General features: G+C 59.7%; 18 protein-coding genes and 1 other annotated feature. Of the genes, 13 read left to right on the top strand and 5 right to left on the bottom strand.

All coding sequences use genetic code 11. From position 1 onward, the window contains the following. Window positions 1–349: 349 nt before the first annotated feature. The 4 genes from R6X40_RS19780 (at window position 350) to R6X40_RS19765 (ending at window position 5,107) form a co-directional block, all read left to right on the top strand. Complete coding sequence (locus R6X40_RS19780; protein WP_318415522.1) at window positions 350–1,366, top strand: amino acid ABC transporter substrate-binding protein; 1,017 nt, start codon at window positions 350–352, stop codon at window positions 1,364–1,366. A 66-nt stretch (window positions 1,367–1,432) separates the two neighbouring features. After that, the gene (locus R6X40_RS19775; RefSeq protein ID WP_318415521.1) at window positions 1,433–2,581 is read left to right on the top strand and encodes an ABC transporter permease subunit; all 1,149 of its coding nucleotides are present in this window, start codon (window positions 1,433–1,435) and stop codon (window positions 2,579–2,581) included. Further along, the gene (locus tag R6X40_RS19770) at window positions 2,581–3,675 is read left to right on the top strand and encodes an amino acid ABC transporter permease (protein ID WP_318415520.1); all 1,095 of its coding nucleotides are present in this window, start codon (window positions 2,581–2,583) and stop codon (window positions 3,673–3,675) included. Before R6X40_RS19775 ends, R6X40_RS19770 begins: the two co-directional genes overlap by 1 nt. Continuing rightward, on the top strand, window positions 3,668–5,107 hold the full coding sequence (locus tag R6X40_RS19765; RefSeq protein ID WP_318415519.1) for an amidohydrolase family protein: 1,440 nt from the start codon (window positions 3,668–3,670) through the stop codon (window positions 5,105–5,107). The genes R6X40_RS19770 and R6X40_RS19765 overlap by 8 nt, the downstream gene beginning before the upstream one ends. 59 nt (window positions 5,108–5,166) lie before the next feature. On the opposite strand, the gene R6X40_RS19760 is transcribed toward R6X40_RS19765, so the two are convergent. From R6X40_RS19760 to R6X40_RS19750, 3 genes are all read right to left on the bottom strand, one after another. Then, complete coding sequence (locus tag R6X40_RS19760) at window positions 5,167–5,334, bottom strand: hypothetical protein (RefSeq protein WP_318415518.1); 168 nt, start codon at window positions 5,332–5,334, stop codon at window positions 5,167–5,169. 38 nt (window positions 5,335–5,372) lie between these two features. After that, window positions 5,373–5,552, bottom strand: coding sequence for a hypothetical protein (locus tag R6X40_RS19755; RefSeq protein ID WP_318415517.1), 180 nt, complete (start codon window positions 5,550–5,552; stop codon window positions 5,373–5,375). A gap of 187 nt (window positions 5,553–5,739) precedes the next feature. Then, window positions 5,740–5,886: a hypothetical protein gene (locus R6X40_RS19750; RefSeq protein ID WP_318415516.1), complete on the bottom strand. Its 147-nt coding sequence runs from the start codon at window positions 5,884–5,886 to the stop codon at window positions 5,740–5,742. 314 nt (window positions 5,887–6,200) lie between these two features. Between R6X40_RS19750 and R6X40_RS19745 the strand changes: the two genes are divergently transcribed. The 7 genes from R6X40_RS19745 to R6X40_RS19715 all read left to right on the top strand — a co-directional run bounded on the left by R6X40_RS19745 (window position 6,201) and on the right by R6X40_RS19715 (window position 15,029). Further along, window positions 6,201–7,247 (top strand): LacI family DNA-binding transcriptional regulator, encoded by a 1,047-nt coding sequence (locus R6X40_RS19745; protein WP_318415515.1) that lies wholly within the window; start codon window positions 6,201–6,203, stop codon window positions 7,245–7,247. Window positions 7,248–7,306: 59 nt separating this feature from the next. After that, window positions 7,307–8,227, top strand: a complete 921-nt coding sequence (locus tag R6X40_RS19740; protein WP_318415514.1) for an ABC transporter permease — start codon at window positions 7,307–7,309, stop codon at window positions 8,225–8,227. Beyond that, complete coding sequence (locus tag R6X40_RS19735) at window positions 8,227–9,123, top strand: carbohydrate ABC transporter permease (protein WP_318415513.1); 897 nt, start codon at window positions 8,227–8,229, stop codon at window positions 9,121–9,123. Before R6X40_RS19740 ends, R6X40_RS19735 begins: the two co-directional genes overlap by 1 nt. 48 nt (window positions 9,124–9,171) lie before the next feature. Beyond that, the gene (locus R6X40_RS19730) at window positions 9,172–10,596 is read left to right on the top strand and encodes an extracellular solute-binding protein (protein ID WP_318415512.1); all 1,425 of its coding nucleotides are present in this window, start codon (window positions 9,172–9,174) and stop codon (window positions 10,594–10,596) included. Beyond that, window positions 10,583–11,767, top strand: coding sequence for an ADP-ribosylglycohydrolase family protein (locus tag R6X40_RS19725; RefSeq protein WP_318415511.1), 1,185 nt, complete (start codon window positions 10,583–10,585; stop codon window positions 11,765–11,767). Before R6X40_RS19730 ends, R6X40_RS19725 begins: the two co-directional genes overlap by 14 nt. A gap of 18 nt (window positions 11,768–11,785) precedes the next feature. After that, entirely contained in the window at window positions 11,786–13,894 is a 2,109-nt protein-coding gene (locus tag R6X40_RS19720; RefSeq protein WP_318415510.1) for an ADP-ribosylglycohydrolase family protein, read from the top strand. A gap of 79 nt (window positions 13,895–13,973) precedes the next feature. After that, window positions 13,974–15,029, top strand: a complete 1,056-nt coding sequence (locus tag R6X40_RS19715) for a sn-glycerol-3-phosphate ABC transporter ATP-binding protein UgpC (RefSeq protein WP_318415509.1) — start codon at window positions 13,974–13,976, stop codon at window positions 15,027–15,029. Window positions 15,030–15,089: 60 nt separating this feature from the next. Here R6X40_RS19715 and R6X40_RS19710 read toward each other — a convergent pair whose 3' ends face one another. Both R6X40_RS19710 and R6X40_RS19705 read right to left on the bottom strand, forming a co-directional pair. Continuing rightward, on the bottom strand, window positions 15,090–16,556 hold the full coding sequence (locus R6X40_RS19710) for a SulP family inorganic anion transporter (RefSeq protein ID WP_318415508.1): 1,467 nt from the start codon (window positions 16,554–16,556) through the stop codon (window positions 15,090–15,092). 69 nt (window positions 16,557–16,625) lie between these two features. Continuing rightward, window positions 16,626–16,681: a sequence feature (sul1 is cis-regulatory element that is thought to sense ions involved in sulfur or methionine metabolism; They are found in Alphaproteobacteria), on the bottom strand. A gap of 154 nt (window positions 16,682–16,835) precedes the next feature. Then, entirely contained in the window at window positions 16,836–18,170 is a 1,335-nt protein-coding gene (locus R6X40_RS19705) for a dicarboxylate/amino acid:cation symporter (RefSeq protein WP_318415507.1), read from the bottom strand. A gap of 226 nt (window positions 18,171–18,396) precedes the next feature. Here R6X40_RS19705 and R6X40_RS19700 point away from each other — a divergent pair, with 226 nt between their 5' ends. Continuing rightward, a complete protein-coding gene (locus tag R6X40_RS19700) occupies window positions 18,397–20,268 on the top strand; it encodes a sensor histidine kinase (protein ID WP_412178422.1) in 1,872 nt (623 codons plus the stop codon). A gap of 4 nt (window positions 20,269–20,272) precedes the next feature. Then, window positions 20,273–21,619, top strand: coding sequence for a sigma-54 dependent transcriptional regulator (locus R6X40_RS19695; RefSeq protein ID WP_318415505.1), 1,347 nt, complete (start codon window positions 20,273–20,275; stop codon window positions 21,617–21,619). Window positions 21,620–21,650 lie beyond the last annotated feature (31 nt).

Here is a 21,650-nt window from a genome sequence, read left to right as displayed (position 1 = left end):
ACCTACATATTGTGTACTATCTCATTCGATATTGGATTTTACGTCTCGTCGTCATTTTTGGATTTGGACGGGCGGAATCTTCCTAATGGGTGCACTAAGAGACGGTGTAATGCTGTTCTGCAAGGCCTCCACACTCTGCCGCAAGAAGAGTTCACATTGACCCTCGGCGGCGTCAATATCCGGCGTGCATTAATCCTGCCGTTATTGTGTTCGATTTTGTTGCCAAATGATTTTCAATATTGTACACAATATTTGCGATCGGGAGGGTCGCCGATTGCGGAGTTTCTGCTGGAGGGCGGAAGCATTCTTCGATCGCGAGGAGCAGAGAAAAAACAACGAGGAGGGGACTATGAAACATGGATTTCTGGCGATCTGCGCCGCGGCCACAGCGCTTCTGGCAGCCAGCGTCGCGCAGGCAGGAACGCTCGATACCGTAAAGGCGCGCGGGAAACTGGTGTGCGGCGTGTCGCTCGCCACTCCAGGGTTCGCTGCGCCGGACGACAAGGGCCGGATGCAGGGCTTCGATGCTGACGTCTGCCGCTCGGTTGCTGCCGCTGTTTTCGGCGATGGCGACAAGATCGAATTCGTTCCGACCAATATCAACACCCGATTCCAGGCGCTGCAATCCGGCGAAATCGACATGCTGTCGCGCCAGACCACGCAGACCTTTTCACGCGACGCCTCGCTCGGGCTCGATTTCGGTCCGACCGTTTTTTATGATGGCCAGGGTCTGATGGTGGCAAAGTCGCTGGGTGTTTCCAGCGCCAAGGAGCTGACGGACGCTGCCATCTGCACATTGCCCGGCACGACCACAGCCCAGAACCTCAGCGATTTCTTCCGCACGATCGGCGGCAAGTTCGAGCTGGTTGTTTTCGAAAGCCCGGATGAAAACCGGGCGGCCTTCTTCGCCGGCCGTTGCGAAGCGATTTCATCGGATCGCTCCGATCTGGCATCGATCCGTGCGGTAGCGAACAATCCGGACGATTATATCGTCTTGCCAGAAACGATCTCCAAGGAGCCGCTCGCACCGGCGGTTCGTCAGAACGATTCCAACTGGCGCGATGTCATGTCCTGGTCCGTCTGGCTGCTGATGGCGGCAGAGGAAAAAGGCGTTACCCAGGCCAATGTCGATGAGATGCTGAAAAGCCAGGATCCGGACATTCAGCGCATGCTCGGCGTGACTGATGAGCTTGGCGCCATGCTCGGCCTCGACAACAAGTGGGGCTATAACGTCATCAAGGCCGTCGGCAATTATGGCGAAATCTTCGAGCGCAATCTGGGTGAGGGCACCCGGCTTGGACTGACGCGTGGACCGAACGCGCAGTGGAATGCCGGTGGTCTGGTCTACGCACCGCCGTTCCGTTGAGCCCATCGCTCGCGCGCATAAAGCGCGCGAGCTTTCTCCCGTTCGGCAAAACAGCGGCGAGTTGTCATGAATTTCCTCAATGATATGCGTTTTCGCGCGTTCTGCTATCAGATCGGCGCGATCGGTCTGGTCGCCGCTGCAGCATGGACCATGTTTGCAACGGCGAGCGACAATCTTGCCAAGCAGAATATCGCCACCGGTTTCGGATTTTTGACGCGTCAAGCCGGTTTCGTGATCAGCGAAACGGCGATTGCCTACCAGCCGACCGACAGCTTCGCCAGGGCGATCCTGGTGGGTATCGTCAATACGGTAAAGGTCTCGCTGCTTGCGGCGATCCTCGGAACGGTTCTGGGGCTTTTCGTCGGCGTGGCGCGCATGTCGCGCAACCCGCTTTTGGCGCGTTTGGCACTCGCCTATGTCGAGGTGTTGCGAAATGTCCCGCTGCTGCTCTATCTCTTTCTCTGGTATTCGCTGATCATCATGGTGTTCCCGCCGGTCAAGCAGGCGCTCAACATCCTGCCGGGCGTCTACCTTTCCAACAGCGGGTTGGCTCTTCCGGCCGTGTTTGTGGAAAGCGGCGCGACGCTCTTCGCATTGTTCATTGGCGCCGGTATCGCCGCCGCGATCCTGATCAGGAGCATCAGCCAGAGGCGGCGGGTCGCGACCGGGAAGTCCAATCACGGTACGGCCATTGCGTGTCTCGCGTTGCTTGTGCCGCCGCTCCTTCTCTGGATGCTGGGCCTGGTTTCCTTCGGTTGGGATATTCCGCAGGCCGGCCGGTTCCGGTTGACCGGCGGTCTGCATGTGCGGCCCGAGTTTGTGGCTCTGCTGTTCGGGCTACTTCTCAGCGTGTCCGCCAGTGTCGCCGAAATCGTCCGTGCCGGCATCCAGGCGATCGGACCGGGACAATGGGAGGCTGCGGCCGCCCTGGGGCTTCAGCGTTCCCGCGTGATGCGGCTGGTTGTGCTGCCGCAGGCCTTGCGCCTGATCATTCCGCCTCTGACCAATACATACCTGACCGTTTTCAAGAACAGTTCGCTGGCGATTGCTATCGGCTATCCGGATCTGGTGATGGTGTCCAACACTGTGATGAACCAGACGGGTCAGGCAATCGAGACCATTGCGATCTTCATGGGTGTCTATTTGTGCCTGTCGATCACCATTTCACTGACGATGAACTGGTACAACGCGCGCGTCGCGCTGAAGGAGCGCTGATGGCCGAAACCCAAGCTCTGTCATTACCGGTCGGCGCTGCCAAGCCGCCCGTGCGGCGTTCCGGATGGGTCAAGGCCTATTTCGGCACGCCGCTGAATTCGGTCATCAGCCTGGTTTCGGTTGCGGCGATCTTCTTTCTGGGCAAGCTGGCGTTTGGTTGGCTGGTCGTCAATGCCGTCTTCTCCGGTGATGCTGCAGCCTGCAAGATCAGCAGTGGTGCCTGCTGGCCGTTTCTGGCCGAAAAACTCCGCTACATGATTTTCGGCTTCTATCCATTCGAGGAGCAATGGCGGCCGCTGCTGGCGTTGATGCTGTTTCTGGCGAGTTGCCTGGTCTCGATGATGCCCCGTTTCTGGAGCCGGGCATTGCTGTATGTGTGGCTGCTTCTGGTTCTGCCGGTTCTCTATGTCCTGATGGCTGGCGGGATCTTCGGTCTATCTCCGGTACCGACATCGAGCTGGGGCGGCCTGCCGCTGTCGTTCATGCTTTCGTTTATCGGTCTCGTTTGCGCGCTGCCGCTCGGTATCGGACTTGCGCTTGCCCGCGCATCGAGCCTGCCGGCCATCCGCATTCTTGCCGTCGGTTTCATCGAGATCGTCCGTGGCGTGCCTTTGATCAGCATTCTGTTCATGGCGACGGTGATGCTGCCGCTGTTCGTGCCGGAGGGCGTGACGATCGACAAGCTCCTGCGTGCGCAAGTCGCCATCATCATCTTTGCAGCCGCCTATATCGCCGAAATCGTTCGTGGTGGCCTGCAGGATGTTCCTGAAGGCCAGTTCGAGGCGGGTAAATCTCTCGGCCTGTCCTACTGGCAGGTCATGCGCAAGATCGTCCTGCCGCAGGCACTGAAAAAGGTCATACCGCCGATGGTCGGGCTTTTCATCGGCTTTTTCCAGGACACGACGCTGGTCACCATCGTCGGCCTGCTCGATTTTCTCGACACCGTACGATCCGCTCTGCGCGATCCCGAATGGCAGGGCATTGCCGTCCTTGAAGGGTATGTCTTCGCGGCGGCCGTCTATTTCACATTCAGCGCCCTGATGGGCCTGTACAGCCGCTTTCTCGAACAGCATTTCAGGGTCACCCATGGCTAACGATATACATGTCATCCGCAATGCCAGCACGATCGTCGGCTATGACGAAAACCGGCAGGGGCATGCCTATCTTTCCGATGGCGACATCGCCTTTGATGCCAGTCGGTTCATCCATGTCGGCGGCCGGTATGACGGTACCTTCGCGCAGGAGACGTCTGGCAAAGACAGGATGGTCTTGCCCGGTTTCGTCAACGTGCATTGCCACTCCGGAGAGGAGCCGATCTCTAAAGGCTTGTTCGAAGATGAAGGCACGGCAGCCCTCTGGGGCAATGCAATGTATGAATATTCCAACCTGATCGAGATCAGCGACAGCGCGGTCGAGGCATCCTTGACGGTGATGTTGGGGGATTTGATGCGCAGCGGCGTCACCACCCTTGTCGACATTGCCGGTCCGCATGACAGCTGGTTGCCGACCCTGACAAAGAGCGGCGCACGTGCCTATGTCGCCCCCGGCTTTCGGGAGGCCGCATGGCATGTCGAAGACAGCCGCCGTCTCGATCTCATCTGGGACAAGGGCAGGGGGAATGAGGCCTTCGCCCGGGCGCTTGAGGTGGTCGATACAGCACGCGCGCATCCATCCGGCAGGCTGGGCGGCATTGTGTCTCCCTCGCAGGTCGAGACCTGCTCTGCCGAGCTATTACAGGCGGCGGCCGAGGCGGCGCGGACAAGAAAAGTGCCCATCACCATACATGCGGCCCAGACGATGGCGGAACATGAGGAGCTGATGCGGCGGACCGGGCTGACGGCTGTCCAGTATCTCGAAGAACTGGGCGTGCTCGGCGAGGACCTGATCATCGGGCACTGCATCTTTGTCGATGGACATTCCTGGACACGGCAGCGAACCGATATCGATCTCGGTCTGCTTGCCGACCGTGGCACGACAGTCGCGCACTGCCCCGTTACCTTTTCGCGCAGCGGTATGGTGTTGCAATCGCTCGGCCGTTACCGCCGCCGCGGGGTCAACGTGGCGCTGGGAACCGACAGCTATCCTTTCAACATGCTGGAAGAAATGCGCCAAGCGATGATCTGCGCCCGCATTGCCGGCCGGTCCGTTTTCGATGTCAGCACGGCCGATATATTCGAGGCGGCGACACTTTCCGGTGCACACGCGCTTGGCCGGCGCGACATCGGCCGGATAGTGACGGGTGCCAAGGCTGATTTCCTGCTGGTCGATCTGAACCATGCTGCAATGCAGCCGGTCTACGATCCCCTGCGCAACCTTTTAAATTGCGCGGCGGAACGTGCCGTCGATGCGGTTTATGTGGATGGACGACCGGTGGTCGAGCGCGGCAAGGTGCTCAATCTTGATTATGAGGGGGCATTGGCCGAACTGCAGACGGCACAGGATTTTGCGGTCAGGCGGCTTCAAGCCAATGATCCAGCTGGTCGTCCCAGCAGTCTTCTGGCAAGGCGATCGCTTCCGGCCATGTGAGATCCTGCTAGACAGCCCTTACTGGAGGTCTGAGCATGTCCTCCTGAAAGCCCGTGAGTTTACTGGTCAAGCAGGTTTTCACGCCAGGACATTTCATCGATCCGGTCTTGCTGTGTGGGGTTCATTTTAGAGTTGAACCGCCGTTGACTGACGATGCCGTAGACGATGGCTATGCCGCAGACTGTGAGCGCAGCCACCAATGCTATGATCCAAGTTACGCTGGCCATGTTCTCTCTCCTCCAAGAGAGATAACGGGGCAGCCTGCTCAAAGTTCCAAAGCGCCGGGATGCACACGTCGCCCGTAAGGCTGCATTTGGCTATCAGCCGTGGCAGGCGGTTCGATGGCGCTGGTTGAAACGGGCCGGTAAAATGAATTGTGTATGAGCAGCAGGGCGGTCAAAAAGAACGCCGTGACCAACAGCAGCAAAACATCCCGGGCCGTCATGGCCGGTCACCGGCATTGCCGATCGTTGTAAGCCTTGATGATAACAAGGCACCATTCCCTAGGCGGGGCATTCTATTGTCGTCCATCGCAATTCTCCTCATCGGCGAAACACGGCGGATCGACAAAAGTTCCCAGGACCTCGACATCACGGAAGCCGTGGGTCGTGGGGCACGTCAGAAGCGACAGATTATTTGGGTATCGAAGAGGTGATTTCGCCAGAAACGCCGTCATTGTTGGCCGGCGTACCGTAATGGGTCATCGCAAAATTCAGCGTGAACATCGCAATGACCGTGAATGCGATGACGGCGAGCGTAATTCCTTTGTCCGTGGTCATATCCCAAATCCCTTCTCGAGCAACAACAACGCATTGAAGGCCGGGATGGGGCGATTGTGCGGCGCGGAAACTACTATTCCACCAGTGACGCTCATCATGGTAAATGCCAGGTTAAGGCGGCGGTGGCGGCAGCAAAAAAATGGCTGTTGCCGTAGCTTCGAAGCGCTCCGCCAGGCTTTTCATTGCGGCAGCTCGTCGCGGCCTTTCAGTTGTCAGCGAAGGTCTTCCCGTAGTTTCTCAAACTTGCCCCTTGATGCTTAAAGTAAAGGCGTGGTAACGTTCCCACGAAATCATGCTGAGGAGGGCGTGCTTGGATGCAGAGGCGGCGGCCGACCATTATCGATGTTGCACGAAAGGCCGGCGTGTCGAAGAGCACCGCCGGGCGTGCGCTGTCGGGTGCCTCCAACGTGACCGACGAAGCGCGCGAGCGCGTGCTGGATGCTGCGAGAGCTGTTGGCTACGAGCGCAATGATCTTGCGGTCGGCATGCGGTCCGGGCGAACCGGACTGCTCGGCCTCGTCATTCCGGACATTACCAACCCGTTCTGGGCGGAAGTTGCCCGCGGCGCACAGGATCGCGCTGCCGAGAATGGTATGTCACTCCTGGTTTTTTCGTCCGACTGGGATCACAGCCGTGAAGCCAGCCATTTGCGGGCCTTGCGGCAGGCGCGCGTCGATGGCGCGATCATCAATCCGGTCGCTGATAATTTTGACGATCTTGACCGGTTCGGGCTGCCATTCGTGCTGATTGGCTCAAGTGCCGAGCGTTTCCCCGCCGCCTCCAGCGTCGGCTCCGATATTGCTCAGGCGGTGCGGATCGGTATGGATCATCTTGTCTCCAAGGGACATCACGCTCCGGCGCTTATCCTCGGCCCTAAGTCGCGTATTGCGCGGGCACGCTTCCTGCGGACGTTCCACGAACATTGTGTCGAGCGCGATATCGATCCCGCAGTCCTGCCAATGGAAGACGGAGAATATACTGTCGAAGGTGGGCACGCCGCGATGAAGCGGTTGTTGGCGCGCGAGCGCACCGGGCATCTGGCAGTCTTTGCCGCCAATGACTTGATGGCGCTCGGAGCTATGGTCGCTGTGCGTGAAGCCGGACTTCGGTGCCCGGAGGACGTTTCGATCCTCGGGTTCGACGGTGTGCCGGCCGGCGCGTTTTCGTGGCCGGGGCTGACCACTGTCGCAAAGCCGGGCCGCGAGATCGGCATGCGCGCGGTCGATTGTCTGTTCGATGAGATCGCCGGCCGCCCCGAGCATGGCCGGGTGTTCATGCCGTGCCGGTTGATCGAGCGCGGCTCGCTGGCCGACCTGTCGTTACACCAGCCCAAGCTGACAGCCGGGGCCGGGAGGGGATAATCATGACTGACCGCCAACACGTTTTGACTTCGTCAAATTCTGGGAACGTTCCCATAGATATGAACCGCCGGAAGCCGGGACGGACATCTGCTTTTGCCGATGGCTGGCGCCGCTGGTGGCCGTATTACGTCATGATGGCACCGGGAATCCTGTTCTTTTTCGTGTTTCATTACCTGCCGATCTGGGAAACCCGCATTGCCTTCGAGCAGGTCCGCATCGTACCGCCGAATGTCTGGGTCGGGCTGAAGCATTTCCAGGTGCTGTTTTCCTCTTCGGTCTTCTGGCAGGTGCTCGCGAACACGCTGATCATCTCGACGATGAAGATGGTGTTCTTCCTGCCGGTCCCCATCATCGTGGCGCTGCTCCTCAACGAAGTGCGCGGCGGCTCGCTGCGCAAGTTCATCCAGTCGGCGATCTACCTGCCGCATTTCCTCTCCTGGGTCGTCATCGCCGGTATCTTTATTGCCGCCCTGTCGCCGACAGATGGTGCGGTCAACAATCTGCTTGGCATGGCGGGTATCGCGCCGCGATCGTTCATGACTGATACGGGTGCCATTCGCTGGGTGCTGGTCTTTACGGAAATCTGGCGCTCGGCCGGTTGGGACAGCCTGCTCTATCTGGCTGCGATCATTGCCATCGACCAGCAACTCTATGATGCGGCCGAGGTCGATGGGGCCAATCGCTGGCAGAAGATCTGGCATGTCACGCTGCCCGGTATCGTTCCGACGATTGCCACCCTGTTCATCCTCAATGCCGGGATGTTCCTCAATGCCGACCTCAATCAGGTCATCAACCTGTCCAACGACGTGGTCCGCAGCAAGATCGATATCGTCGATACCTATGTCTACCGGATCGGCCTGCAGACCGGCGAATATTCGCTTGCGACGGCGGCCGGCCTGTTCAAGGCGGTGCTCGGGACAATGATGATCGTCATCGCGCATTTCGTCTCCAAACGCCTGACCGGAAAGGGAGTCTGGTAATGGCCCTGTCACGCAAGACCCCGATAGAACGCATCGAATACGCGATCATCGTTTCAACGCTGCTGCTGCTTGTTGTGGTGACCGTCCAGCCGATTCTCAACCTTCTGGCGGTATCGCTGTCGGCGCCGGGCAAGGTGCCGGGCATGAGTGGGCTGGCCATCCTGCCGGATGGCCTGTCGTTCGAGGTCTGGAGCGTCCTGCTTCAGCATCCCAACGTACAACGCGGCATTATCAACTCGATCTTCATCACCGGCGTCAGCACCCTGATCGGCGTTGTCGGTACGGCGCTGATGGCCTGGGGGCTATCGCGGCCGAACCTGCCGGGGCGCAAGGCGCTGTTCATCCTCGTGCTCGTCACCATCGTCTTCGAGCCGGGCATCATTCCGGATTACTTCGTCAACAAGCGGCTTGGGCTGCTCGATAGCTACTGGTCGGTGATCCTCTACAAGGCGGTCAACGCCTGGTACCTGATCATCCTCATCCGCTTCTTCGAGGAGATCCCGAAGGAGCTTCTGGAAGCAGCCGAACTCGATGGCGCCAACCCTTTCCAGGTCTTCTGGCATCTGGTTTTACCGCTCGCCAAGCCGGCGCTGGCAACGATCACACTCTTTTATCTGGTCTTTCATTGGAACGAGTTTTTCCGCGCGATGATCTACCTGAATGACCAGGGGAAGTGGCCGCTGCAGGTGGTGCTGCGCCAGTTCGTCATCGATGGCGACAAGATCGCGATCGTCGGGGCCGACAGCGCCAACAACAATACCGGTGCGAGCCAGCTCAACCTGCGAGCGCTGAAGGCCGGGATGATCCTGCTGACCATCGTCCCGATCCTCGCGATCTACCCGCTGATCCTGAAATTCTTCACCAAAGGCACCATGAGCGGCGCGCTCAAGGGCTAACCGTGACGACGCAATAACCAAAAAAGCAAATCTAACGGAGGAGATGAAATGCTTAGAAAATTGGTCCTGACGACCTCGACCGCCTTGGCACTGTGCCTCGGCATTACCGTGCCGGCAATGGCCGACCCGATCAAGATCCGGATTGTGTCCAAGGATTTTGGTCCGACCAACCCGGACGATGTCAAGCACCTTCAGCGCATTGAGGAAGCGCTGAAGGCGCAGGGCACCGATCTGGATATTGAACTCGTCGATCTGCCATCATCGGGTTATGCCGACAAGCTGTCGGTGATGTTGCTGTCGGGCGATATCCCGGACCTGATCTATTTCCAGGGTGGCGATGCCAAGATGGTCGAGCAGGGGGTGCTTGAAGATCTTGGACCGATGATTGCCGAAACGACCTATCTCAAGGATGCACTCTGGCCGCACAATGTCGAGCGCCTGAAAAACTATCCGTATCTGCTCTATGTCTACCCGGTCCGCGGTCCGCAGCCGGTGATCCGCAAGGATTGGTTGGAAAAGACCGGTCTCAAGCCGCCCGAAACCGTCGATGACTACGTGACCCTGTTCAAAGCGATCAAGGATGGTGATCTCGACGGCAATGGTGTCGCCGATACCTATGGCGTGACCACGGCGGACAACACCAACGAACTGGATTCGATCTTCAACCAGGCATTCGGGATCACCGGCACGTGGATGAAGAACCCGGCCGGCGAATGGGTCAGTGCCCGCATCACCAGCCAGGAGAAGGACAAGATCGCCTTCTACGCCTCGCTGCGCGAGCAGGGGCTCTACGATCCGGAATACATCACCACCAAGTTCGATGTGAAGGAAGACAAGTTCTACACCGGCAAGGCCGGCGTGATCTTCGGCTCCTCCGGCGAGGTGCTCGACATCTATGGCGGCAAGATGCGTCAGGTCCATCCGGGTACCGAACTCGTGCTGCTGTCTCCGCCAAAGGGGCCGGGCGGCCAGGGTCTTTCCGCAGTCGATGTCTCCAAGGAATCGCGAGGCTTTGCCATCTCGACAACCTCCGAGCACAAAGCGGAAGTGATGAAGCTTTTGGACTTTATGGCCAGCCCAGAGGGTCAAATGTTTGATCGGTTGGGTTTCGAAGGCCAGGAGTTCACCAAGGAGGGCGATGCCTACAAAGTGACCGACAAGATGGCCACGTGGTACGCCCGCTTCATGGTGGCGGCCAACTGGAAGCCACCGGTTGTCTGGCAGTCGGAAGCGGCGCAAATGTCGCTGGCGACGATCCAGAAAGATTTCAAACCGGACAACACATTTGTCTGGCCAGCCGATTATGCCGCCGATCTCGATGCCACTGAAAATGTCTACCGCGCCTGGGTCTACAAGTTCATCTCTGGCGCTGCGAAAATGGACCAGTGGGATCAATATGTCGCCGAATGGGAAGCCGCCGGCGGCACGCGTCTCAATGACTATGCAAGGACCGTTCTCGATGCAAAAAACTAGTGCTTCCGGGCTCTCTCTGAAGGGGAGGGTCCGCGCGCTCATCCATGGCGTCGCGCTAGGCGACGCCATGGGGGCGCCGGTCGAAAAATTGCCGGCAGCCGATATCGCGGCGCGGTATGGGCGGGTCTCCTCGCTCGACACACAGTGGCACAAGATGGCGCTCGACGCGACGGCGCGCAACGGCAGGGTGCGCGGCAACGGCATCGTCACCGACGATACGCTGATGACGCTCTGCCTGATGGATATCTATGCCGAGGTCGGCAGGCATCTGGACGCCTGGGACATGGCCGACGGCATGGTGCGCCAGATCGCCTGGATTCCGCGCTACGTGCCGGAATTGCAGCGTGAGGCGATGCTGATCGAGCGGCTATTCTATCCGGAAAAATGGATTTTCCAGCGCCACCAACTGACCTCCTGCGATCCCCGGCAGGGCGGCATCGGTAACATGGTCAATTGCGGCGCCGCCATGTATGTGGCGCCGATTGGCGTGGTCAATGCCTGCGATCCGAAGGCAGCCTATGACGAGGCGATCGCCTTTGCCTCCGGCCATCAGGAAAGCTATGGCCTCGAAGCGGCGGGCGTGTTTGCAGCCGCGATCGCGGCGACCTTCGTCCCCGGAACGACCATCGATGCAATCGTCGAGACGGTGCTGGCACTGGCTAAGGACGGCACCCGCAACGCCATCGCCGATATCGCGCAGAGTGCCCGCAAGCTGAAAACACAGGGCGCTGATCATTCCAGTGTCGTTGCCGAATTCCACAGGGTTATCGCGCCCTATTCCCCGATGGGCGACGACGTCAATCACACGGCTGTAAAAGCTGGCCGTTTGACGGGCGCCTATCAGCCGAACCGCCTTGGTTCGATCGAGGAACTGCCGCTGGCGTTGGGCTTTTGCCTCGTCAATGACGGCGATTTCCGCCGGTCGATCGAGGATGGGATCAATTCCGGCCGCGATACCGACTCGATCGGCGTGATGGCCGGTGCCATTCTCGGCGCCCTGCATGGTGAAGATGTGATCAGCGACGCCGATTGCCAATTGCTCGACCAGGCAAACCGCCTCGACCTCATCGCATCGGCGGATGCGTTTACTGAAACCGCCAAAGCCATCCTCGCAGCCGATCAGGCTGCCGCCAACAGCCGGGCCAACAGCCGCGCTGCTCTCCTGATTTAGATTTGCAAAGAAAGACGCATGATGTCCAAACTGACCAAAGAGATGATTTACGAGAAGATCTATGCCGGGTTTATCGGCAAGGCCATTGGCGTTCGTCTCGGCGCACCGGTCGAACCGACGATCTGGAGCTATGAGCGGATCCAGAAGACCTATGGCGAAGTCACCCGGTATCTGCGCGATTTCAAGAATTTTGCGGCCGACGACGATACCAACGGCCCGGTCTATTTCATCCGCGCGCTGCGCGACTACGGCCTGAAGGCAAGTGCCGCCGATGTCGGCCGCACCTGGGTGAACTATGCCGCCGAAGAGCATGGCATGTACTGGTGGGGCGGTTTTGGCGTTTCCACCGAACACACGGCCTATCGCAACCTGCGCGCCGGTATCCCTGCGCCACAGTCTGGCTCCATTGCCCAGAACGGCGCGTCCGTCGCCGAGCAGATCGGCGGGCAGATCTTCATCGACAGCTGGGGCTGGGTGCATCCGGGTGATCCGCAGAAGGCCGCCGATGCCTCTGCCCGTGCCGCCAGCGTCGCCCATGACGGCGAGGGGTTAAATGGTGCGCGTTTCTGCGCTGCCGCGATCGCCAAGGCATTCGAGGCAACATCGATCGCCGAAATCATCGAGGCCGCTATGGCGACCATCGATGCGAAATCCGCCTATGCCCGCGTCGCTCAAGCCGTGATCGATTTCCACAAGGCCGATCCTGTCAATTGGCGTGCCTGCCGCGACATGCTGACGGCGGAATGGGGCTATGACCGTTATCCCGGCGTCTGCCACATCATCCCGAATGCCGGCGTCACTGTGATGGCGATCCTCTACGGCGAGGGCGATCTGCCACGCACCGCCGAGATCGCAACAATGGCCGGCTGGGACACCGACTGCAATGCCGGCAATGCTGGCGCTATCGTCGGCACGTTCCAGGGGGTACAGCCGGGGTGGGATCGATACAGAACCCCGATTAACGATTTCGTCGTCGCATCCGGCGTCGTCGGCTCGATCAACATCGTCGACATTCCGTCCTTTGCACGGGAACTGACGGTGTTGGCGCTTCAGCTTCGTGATGACGACGTGCCAGCACTCTGGCTTGAAGACTTTACCCGCCGTGGTGTCCGTTTCGACTTCGATCTGCCTGGTTCTACCCATGGCTTCCGGACGGCTGGCTTCAATCAGATCAGCGTCAGGGCATCGACCGAAAAACACGTGGAAGGCTCACGCGGTTCGCTTGAAATCCAGCTCGACCGGTTGGAGCGCGGGCACGGTGGCCGCATCTTCTGGAAGCCGTTTTATCGCCGCGAAGATTTTGACGACGAGCGCTATCGCCCGATGTTCACGCCGCTGGTCGATGCCGGTCAGAAGGTCTCGTTCAAGCTGTTGCTCGATCCGTGGAACGGCGACGGCAATCTGCGCGTGGTTCCCTATGTTCGCCGTGCCATGTCCGGAACCATCGAGGAAATCGGCGGCTGGCATGTGCCCGATCATCAGGGTTGGCAGGATTATGCGTTCACCGTCCCGGCCGGTCTCGAAGCCATCGACGAGATCGGTATTCAGGTCGAATATTTCGGCAGGCTGAAATTCCTTGGCCGCCTCTTCCTCGCCGACTTCAAGGTCGAGGGCGCCGGTCACACCGTCATCGATCCGCGAACAGAAGTGCAGGAATGGGGTGCGATTTCGCGCTTCACCTGGAACCGCGGCCACTGGACGCTGCAGAACGGCCGCATCCACGCCCATACGGCCAGCGATGCCGATATCTGGACAGGGCACTACTATGCCCGCAACGTCACCGTGCAAGCTGATATCCAGCCGCTGGCAGGCGCGTCACAGCTGGTCACCGCTCGTGTTCAAGGCACCAGCCAGTTCTACGCCGCCGGGTTCGATGGCGACGACGTGGTGATCCTGAAGGAGGATTTCGGCACCACCGTTCTGGCAAGAGCTCCGTTCAAGCGCGAGTTCGGCCGCAGCTATGCGTTCGCATTCTCGGTTGATGGCACTGCCCTGTCGTTCTCGGTCGATGGCAGGACGTTGATCGAGGCAAAGGACGATCAGTATGCCTATGGCATGGCCGGTCTCCGCCTCGGTGCGCTGGGGCGCATGAGCGTTGGCACTGTCGAGATCGTCGAAGCCGTCTGAGTAGCCACGCCCCGCCCTTCTCAACACAGCGAAGGTCGGGGTGACGGCAGCCTTGGCGGATCAAATGGGAGGAACATGCATGTCTGAGATCGAACTCAGGAACGTGGGCAAGAGCTATGGCAGCCTGTCCGTGCTCAACGATATATCGCTCGACATGAGCAGCGGCGAGTTTGTGGTGCTGGTCGGTCCATCGGGCTGCGGCAAATCCACGCTTTTGCGGATGATTGCCGGGCTGGAGGATATCAGCGCTGGCGAGATCACCATCGGCGGCAAGATCGTCAACGACATGCCGGCAAAGGAACGCGACCTTGCGATGGTGTTCCAGAGCTATGCGCTCTACCCGCATATGAAGGTCGCCGACAATATGAGCTTCGCGCTGAAGCTCGCGGGCGTATCAAAGGTCGAGATCACCCGGCGTGTCAACGATGCCGCCGAGATCCTCGGCCTTGAGCACCTTCTCGGCCGGCTTCCGCGCGAGCTCTCCGGTGGGCAGCGCCAGCGCGTTGCCATGGGGCGCGCCATCGTGCGCGATCCGCGGGCCTTTCTGTTCGACGAGCCGCTGTCAAACCTTGATGCCAAGCTTCGCGTCAAGATGCGTGGCGAGATCAAGAAGCTGCACCAACGTCTGGGCAAGACCACGATCTATGTGACCCACGACCAGACCGAAGCCATGACCATGGCCGACACGATCGTGGTGCTGAACGGTGGCACGATCGAGCAGATGGGGCCGCCGCTGGAGCTCTACAGAAACCCGCGCAACCTCTTCGTTGCCGGGTTTATCGGGTCGCCGGAGATCAACCTGTTGAAGGGCGAGATCGAGGGAGCCATGTTGCGGCTTGCCGACGGCACGGCGCTGCCGCTACCGCCTGGCATCCGTCCCACGCAGGGGCGCAGCGTCTCCTACGGCATCCGCCCGCAGCATATTCGTCTCGGCGGCGACGGCGTCGCTGCCGAAGTCGCGTTGGTCGAGCCAACAGGCGACACACAAGAAGTCACGCTCCGGCTCGCAACCTGTGACATCACCATGGTGCTGGGTGACGACCCGCCACTGTTGCCGGGTGCGCAAGTCAAGATCGCCATCGATCCCGGCAATGTGCTCCTGTTCGATGACGCATCCGGCGAGCGCATTCAATGAAGGCAAGATGGCCATGATAGCGTGGGCGTCTCAAGAGGGGGGCCTTCGCCTTGGTTTGGCTTAGGCCTCCTTCGGATCTATCAATTCATCGAGGCTACCGATGAGCGACGAACTTGCCTGATTGAGGCCGGTAACCTCAACGGGGATGCTGTGTCCCTTGAACCGCTGCACTACCTTGTCGAGGGCCGCTGCAGCAGTGATATCCCAGAAATGGGCCTCCGATACGTCGATCAGAACTGTCTTGCCCTCGGCACCCGGAATATCAAACGCCTCAATGAAAATGTCAGCGGATGCAAAGAAGACCTGGCCGGAGACGCGATACGATACGCGGCCAGCCTGTTCATCGGTCCTTGTCTCCACGCGTAGCAGCCGCGCGACCTTGAACGTGAAGAACACGCCGCTGAGGAGCACGCCCACCGTGACGCCCAGCGCCAGGTTGGAACTGAACACCGTTACAAGCACGGTCGCCACCATCACGGCGCTCGACATCTTGGGATGAATGACGACCGAGCGCAGTGACGACCAGTCGAACGTATCGATCGACACCATCACCATGATGGCGACCAAAGCCGCCACTGGAACTTGCGAAACCCATGGCTTGAGCAGCACCATCAGGATTAGCAGGAAGGCACCAGCAAACAGGGTGGAGAGACGGCCGCGTCCACCGTATTTCACATTGCTGACAGTCTGGCCGATCATGCCGCATCCGGCGATGCCACCGAACAGGCTTGCCGCAGCATTGGCGATGCCAAGGCCGGTGCACTCCCTGTTCTTGGAACTCGCAGTCCCCGTCAGGTCGTCCACGAGGCTGGCCGTCATCATGGATTCGAGCAGGCCGACCATGGCGATGGCGAGTGCTGGCCCGGCGATGATTGTCAGCGTTTCCAAGGTCAGAGGTACTGCAGGCCAGCTGAAGATTGGCAGAGTGTCGGGCAGCTTGCCCAGATCGGCAACGGTCATGACCGGAAGCTGCAAGGCGATCGAGGCAACAGTCAGAACCAGGATGCAGATCAGCGGCGAAGGAATTGCCGTCGTGATCTTCGGAACAAGGTAGATGATCGCCAGCCCGGCGGCCAGCATGGCATAGGCGGTCCCGTCGCCGCCGATGATATGCGGAAGTTGAGTGGCAAAGATCAGGATGGCAAGAGCGTTGACGAAACCGGTGCGGACGGAATTCGAGACGAACCGCATGAGAACGCCAAGGCGCAATATCCCGAAGAGGATTTGAAAAACACCTGCGAGCAAACCTGCCGCAAACAGATAAGGCAGCCCGTGTGCATGGACGAGAGGTGCTGCAACAAGCGCGACCGAGCCTGCGGCAGCGGAAATCATCGCCGGACGCCCGCCGGTAAAAGCGATCACGATCCCGATGATGAACGAAGCAAATAGGCCGACCTGCGGATCAACACCTGCGACGAAGGAAAAAGCGATGACCTCCGGGATCAATGCAAAAGTCGCGACGGCTCCTGCAAGCATTTCGCGCGAGGGATTGGCGGACCAATCCCGGCGGATGGATGAAAATGGCATAGGATGGGTTCTCGCAAAGCATGGCCAATGCGCTTCTCGAAGCGGCTTGGGCTTGGCATGCAGGTTTTGCGTTGTCTGGCGGATCGGCGGCCAGAAGAGCCACCCGGAATTTCACCGGGTCCGTGGTGATTGCATAATGTATAGACCGCATTTTTGCGGCGATGCAACACGAAATCTCTCCTCATCGCCGCGCGGCAAACGGGGAGAAAAGTGCCGATCTGATCGCGGTCCCTAGAAGAACGGCCCGCGATCAATTTTTGGCGTGGCGCTTTTCGGCCTTTACTCGGCCGGTTGAAGGTTTCCAATAGGCGCTGTCTGCCCCCGATTGCCTTGCAGCGCTTTTGCCAGTTGCTCCGTATCCAGTTCATTTTCCCAGCGGGCAACCACGATGGTCGCAACGGCGTTGCCGACGAGATTGGTCAGCGCCCGGCATTCAGACATGAAGCGGTCGATACCGAGGATGAGCGCCATGCCGGCGACAGGAACGGCGGGCACGACCGAGAGTGTTGCGGCAAGCGTGATGAAGCCCGCGCCGGTGATCCCGGCGGCACCCTTCGAGCTGAGCATCGCCACGAGCAGCAGCAGGATCTGATCGGCAAAGGACAGCTGGATATCGGTTGCCTGCGCAATGAACAGGGCCGCAAGCGTCATGTAGATGTTCGTGCCGTCGAGATTAAAGGAGTATCCCGTCGGAATGACCAGGCCGACGACCGAGCGTTTGCAGCCGGCCTTTTCCATCTTGTCCATCAGGCCCGGCAGCGCGGCCTCCGAAGAGGAGGTGCCGAGAACGAGCAGCAATTCCTCCTTGATGTAGCGCAGCAGGGCAATAATCGAAAACCCGTTATAGCGGGCAACTGCGCCGAGGACCACGAGGACGAAGATCAGCGCCGTGATATAGAACGTACCGATCAGCATGGCGAGGTTGGCGATCGAGCCGACGCCGTATTTACCGATGGTAAAGGCCATGGCGCCAAAGGCGCCGATCGGGGCTGCCTTCATCAGGATGGCGACAAGCTTGAAGACGGGAGCTGTCAGCGCATTGAGAAAATTGACGACCGGCTGGCCTTTTTCACCGACCATGGCAAGCGCGATACCGAACAGGACCGAGAAGAACAGCACCTGCAGGATATCGCCATCGGCAAAGGCGCCGACGATCGTCGTGGGAATGATGTTGGTCAGGAAGCCGGTAATCGTCTGCTCATGCGCTTTTGCGGCATAGCTCGCGACCGCAGTCGGATCAAGCGAAGCCGGATTGATATGCATGCCGGCGCCGGGCTGCACGACATTGGCGACGATTAGGCCGATGACGAGGGCGAGCGTCGAGAAGGTCAGGAAGTACAGCATTGCCTTTCCGGCGACCCGGCCGACCTTCTGCAGGTCGCTCATGCCGGCAATGCCCGTTGCCACGGTCAGGAAGATGACCGGCGCGATGATCATCTTGACGAGCTTGATAAAGGCATCACCGAGTGGCTTCAGCTGCGTGCCAAGCTCAGGATAGAAGTGGCCGAGAAGAATGCCTGCCGCAATGGCGGCCAGCACCTGAATGTACAAATGCCGGTAGAACGGTGTTTTGATCACGGGCTTGGGCGCAGCGTCGAATGGCACTGAAATCATGATATCCTCCTCTTCGGCCCGCCCGGAACGAATTCCGGCCTCCCGGGCCTGTGATTGATGGTGAAACGGCCTCGCCGTTCTCCGGATATCTTCGCAAACGCCATGCCAGTTTTTTGGTTGATGGTTAAGCTGTTGATTTTGTAAGTTTAATAACTTCAAATCGCTATTTCGATGAGATAAAATGTGCGAATATCCGCGCATTTACGATTGTGCTTTGTGCGGAATTATGCACACTCCGCTCATGGACGCGCTTCCTGTTTTGGATGTCAATCACCCGGTGAAGCTGGCGCAGCGCATGCGGCGCGCGTGGCTGCTCTATTGCGTGTTTTCGGCTGTGCTGGCGATCATGGCTCTGTGGGCGAGCGGCGAGGTAGCGCGCCGGTTCGCGACGGCCTCGCTTGAAGTGCAGGCCCGCACCGATGCCGATCTCAACGCCGCACTGCTGCGGGCCGTTCTTGAGAAACAACGGGCGCTTCCGCTGGTCCTGGCGCAGGATACGGCGCTGGGCGAAGCGTTGGCGACAGGCAATGGTGCTGCGCTTGACCAGTTGAATCGCAAGCTTGAAGGCTTGGCCGCTGGCACCCAGGCCGCCGTCATTTACGTCATCGGCAAGGACGGAGTTGCGGTTTCCGCCAGTAATTGGCGCGAACCGACGAGCTTCGTGGGAAACGACTACCGGTTTCGCGAATATTATCAAAAGGCGATAAGCGACGGTAAGGCAGAGCACTTTGCTCTTGGCAGCGTCAGCAAAAAGCCGGGTCTTTACATCTCGCAGCGGATCGATCGTGCCGGCGGGCCGCTGGGAGTGGTCGTCGTCAAGCTGGAGTTCGATCAGGTTGAGGCAGCCTGGGCCGCGTCATCGAAACCCACCTATGTCACGGATAGCCGCGGTATTGTGCTGATCACCAGCATTCCATCCTGGCGGTTCATGTCCATTGGAGACATTCCCTCCGATGCACTTGTGGCGATCCGCGAGAGCCTTCAATTCGGTGAGGCGCCGCTACGGCCCCTGCCTTTCCGAAAGACTGGAGAGCTGGACGGAGGCAGCCTTGTCGAGGTGGTGATGCCTGGAAGCACCGGAGCCACCGAATTCCTCGATCTGCAAACGGTGGTGCCCACGACGGCCTGGACCTTGCAGCATCTGGTGCAGACGGCGCCTTCATTTGATGCCGCTATACGCGAAGGGCGCCTGCTGGCTTTGCTTGGGTTGCTTCCGGTTCTGGCCGCCGGAGCGCTACTGCTTCGCCGCCGGCATGCCGCATCAATGCGTATGTCCGAGGCCCTTCAAGCCCGCGAAGAACTGGAGCGGCGGGTATCGGAAAGAACGGCGGACCTCAGCCAGGCGCGCGACCGGTTGCAGCTGGAGATCACCGATCATCGCACTACAGGGCAGACCCTGCAGGCGGTGCAGCAGGATCTGGTTCAGGCCAACAGGCTGGCAATCCTTGGTCAGGTGGCGGCAGGCGTCGCTCACGAAATCAACCAACCGGTCGCAACCATCCGCGCCTATGCCGACAATGCCCGGGTGTTCCTTGAGCGCGGTCAGGGTGCGTCTGCGGCGGACAACATGGCCAATATTGCTGCACTGACCGAGCGAATCGGCACGATTACCGACGAGCTGCGGGCACTGTCCCGCAAAGGGCGCCGTGAAGCCGAACCGACGCCGCTTCGCCAAGTGATCGAAGGCGCCGTGCAATTGCTTCGCAGCCGTTTTGCCGGGCGCATGGAGACGCTCGATATTGCGCTTCCGCCGCCCGACCTCCTGGTCATGGGCATGCGCATTCGGCTGGAACAGGTGCTGATCAACCTCCTGCAAAATGCGTTCGAAGCGATTGGCGACGGCAAAGCCGATGGCCGCGTAGAGGTTCGTTTCGAGGTTATCGGCGAGACCGTCGCCATCAGTGTCACCGACAATGGCCCGGGTATTTCGCCAGAAATCTTGCAGAACCTGTTCACGCCTTTCAACACCAGCAAGGAGAGCGGGCTTGGGCTTGGACTGGTCATTTCAAAAGACATTGCCGCCGATTATGGCGGCCGGATCGAGGTTTCGAGCAGCGATGCTGGAACCCGTTTCACGGTCCATCTGAAGAAGGCATGACGATATGGCAGACGGTGGAACCATTGTCCTGATCGACGACGACAGGGATTTGCGGCTGGCGACGACCCAGACGCTTGAGCTTGCGGGTTTCTCCGTCTCGGCGTTCAGCGGCGCGCGGGCAGCGCTTGCCGAACTCTCGGCGGATTTTGCCGGTGCCGTCATCTCCGACATTCGTATGCCGGATATCGATGGGCTCGAATTGTTTGCCCGGCTGTCGCGTTTGGATGCTGATCTTCCAGTGATCCTGGTGACGGGACATGGCGACATTCCTATGGCCGTTCAGGCCATCCAGAGCGGTGCCTATGACTTTATTGCCAAGCCCTTTGCCGCCGACCGGCTGGTGCAAAGTGTGCGGCGCGCCGTGGAAAAGCGCCGGCTCGTCATGGAAAACCGGGCCTTGCGCCGGTCCGCCGAGACGGCCAGCGACAGCCTGCCGTTGATTGGCCAGACGGCTGCGATGGAACACCTCAGGCAGACGCTGCGCTATATCGCCGACACGGATGTCGATGTGCTGGTTGCCGGCGAAACCGGCAGCGGCAAAGAGGTCGTCGCGCAACTTTTGCACAACTGGAGCCGGCGGCGGTCGGGAAATTTCGTTGCGCTGAATTGCGGGGCTCTGCCCGAAGCGGTGCTGGAAAGCGAACTGTTCGGCCATGAGGTGGGCGCATTTACCGGTGCCCAGAAACGCAGGATCGGGCGCATCGAGCATGCCAGCGGCGGCACTCTGTTTCTTGACGAGATCGAGAGCATGCTGCCGGCCACACAGGTGAAGATGCTGAGGGTGCTCGAGACGCGCGAGGTCAACCCGCTCGGTACGAACGAGGTGAGGCCGGTCGATCTTAGGGTGGTTGCCGCCGCCAAGGTCGACCTTGGAGATCCGGCCATGCGCGGTGATTTTCGGGAGGATCTGTACTACCGGCTGAACGTCGTCACACTCTCCATTCCACCGCTTCGCGAGCGCCGGGAGGATATCCCGTTATTGTTCTCCCATTTCGCCGCCCGTGCCTCCGAACGATTCAAACGGGACATTCCCGTCCTGTCGGCCCGTGTTCAGCAGCATCTCTCCGACCATGCCTGGCCAGGCAATGTTCGCGAGCTGTCGCATTTTGCGGAACGTGTCGTGCTTGGCGTGGAGGCGGCCGGATGGACCGCCGTGCCATCCGTGCCGGTCAAAAACAGCCTGCCAGAAAAGCTGGAACTGTACGAGGCGGATATCATCCGCCAGGCGCTGTCGGCCAGCGAGGGCGATGTCCGGCTGACGATCGAGGCTTTGGGTATTCCAAGAAAGACTTTTTACGACAAGCTGCAACGTCATGGCATCAATCGGGCCGACTATGGCCGAAAACGGTGAGGGACGAAGACAGGCGCTGGCACGTTCCAAA

It is taken from the genome of Rhizobium sp. PL01 (genome assembly GCF_033447125.1).
Classification (GTDB): Bacteria; Pseudomonadota; Alphaproteobacteria; order Rhizobiales; family Rhizobiaceae; genus Pararhizobium.
This window is presented reverse-complemented; position numbering and strand designations above follow the sequence as displayed.

Bases quoted from the DNA above. Each gene is read 5' to 3' on its own strand.
- R6X40_RS19765 (WP_318415519.1), top strand. From the start codon at position 3,668: ATGGCTAACGATATACATGTCATCCGCAATGCCAGCACGATCGTCGGC.
- R6X40_RS19715 (WP_318415509.1), top strand. From the start codon at position 13,974: ATGTCTGAGATCGAACTCAGGAACGTGGGCAAGAGCTATGGCAGCCTG.
- R6X40_RS19730 (WP_318415512.1), top strand. From the start codon at position 9,172: ATGCTTAGAAAATTGGTCCTGACGACCTCGACCGCCTTGGCACTGTGC.
- R6X40_RS19760 (WP_318415518.1), bottom strand. From the start codon at position 5,334: ATGGCCAGCGTAACTTGGATCATAGCATTGGTGGCTGCGCTCACAGTC.
- R6X40_RS19710 (WP_318415508.1), bottom strand. From the start codon at position 16,556: ATGCCATTTTCATCCATCCGCCGGGATTGGTCCGCCAATCCCTCGCGC.
- R6X40_RS19775 (WP_318415521.1), top strand. From the start codon at position 1,433: ATGAATTTCCTCAATGATATGCGTTTTCGCGCGTTCTGCTATCAGATC.
- R6X40_RS19745 (WP_318415515.1), top strand. From the start codon at position 6,201: ATGCAGAGGCGGCGGCCGACCATTATCGATGTTGCACGAAAGGCCGGC.
- R6X40_RS19770 (WP_318415520.1), top strand. From the start codon at position 2,581: ATGGCCGAAACCCAAGCTCTGTCATTACCGGTCGGCGCTGCCAAGCCG.
- R6X40_RS19735 (WP_318415513.1), top strand. From the start codon at position 8,227: ATGGCCCTGTCACGCAAGACCCCGATAGAACGCATCGAATACGCGATC.
- R6X40_RS19720 (WP_318415510.1), top strand. From the start codon at position 11,786: ATGATGTCCAAACTGACCAAAGAGATGATTTACGAGAAGATCTATGCC.
- R6X40_RS19725 (WP_318415511.1), top strand. From the start codon at position 10,583: ATGCAAAAAACTAGTGCTTCCGGGCTCTCTCTGAAGGGGAGGGTCCGC.
- R6X40_RS19695 (WP_318415505.1), top strand. From the start codon at position 20,273: ATGGCAGACGGTGGAACCATTGTCCTGATCGACGACGACAGGGATTTG.
- R6X40_RS19705 (WP_318415507.1), bottom strand. From the start codon at position 18,170: ATGATTTCAGTGCCATTCGACGCTGCGCCCAAGCCCGTGATCAAAACA.
- R6X40_RS19780 (WP_318415522.1), top strand. From the start codon at position 350: ATGAAACATGGATTTCTGGCGATCTGCGCCGCGGCCACAGCGCTTCTG.
- R6X40_RS19740 (WP_318415514.1), top strand. From the start codon at position 7,307: ATGAACCGCCGGAAGCCGGGACGGACATCTGCTTTTGCCGATGGCTGG.
- R6X40_RS19755 (WP_318415517.1), bottom strand. From the start codon at position 5,552: ATGACGGCCCGGGATGTTTTGCTGCTGTTGGTCACGGCGTTCTTTTTG.
- R6X40_RS19700 (WP_412178422.1), top strand. From the start codon at position 18,397: ATGCACACTCCGCTCATGGACGCGCTTCCTGTTTTGGATGTCAATCAC.
- R6X40_RS19750 (WP_318415516.1), bottom strand. From the start codon at position 5,886: ATGACCACGGACAAAGGAATTACGCTCGCCGTCATCGCATTCACGGTC.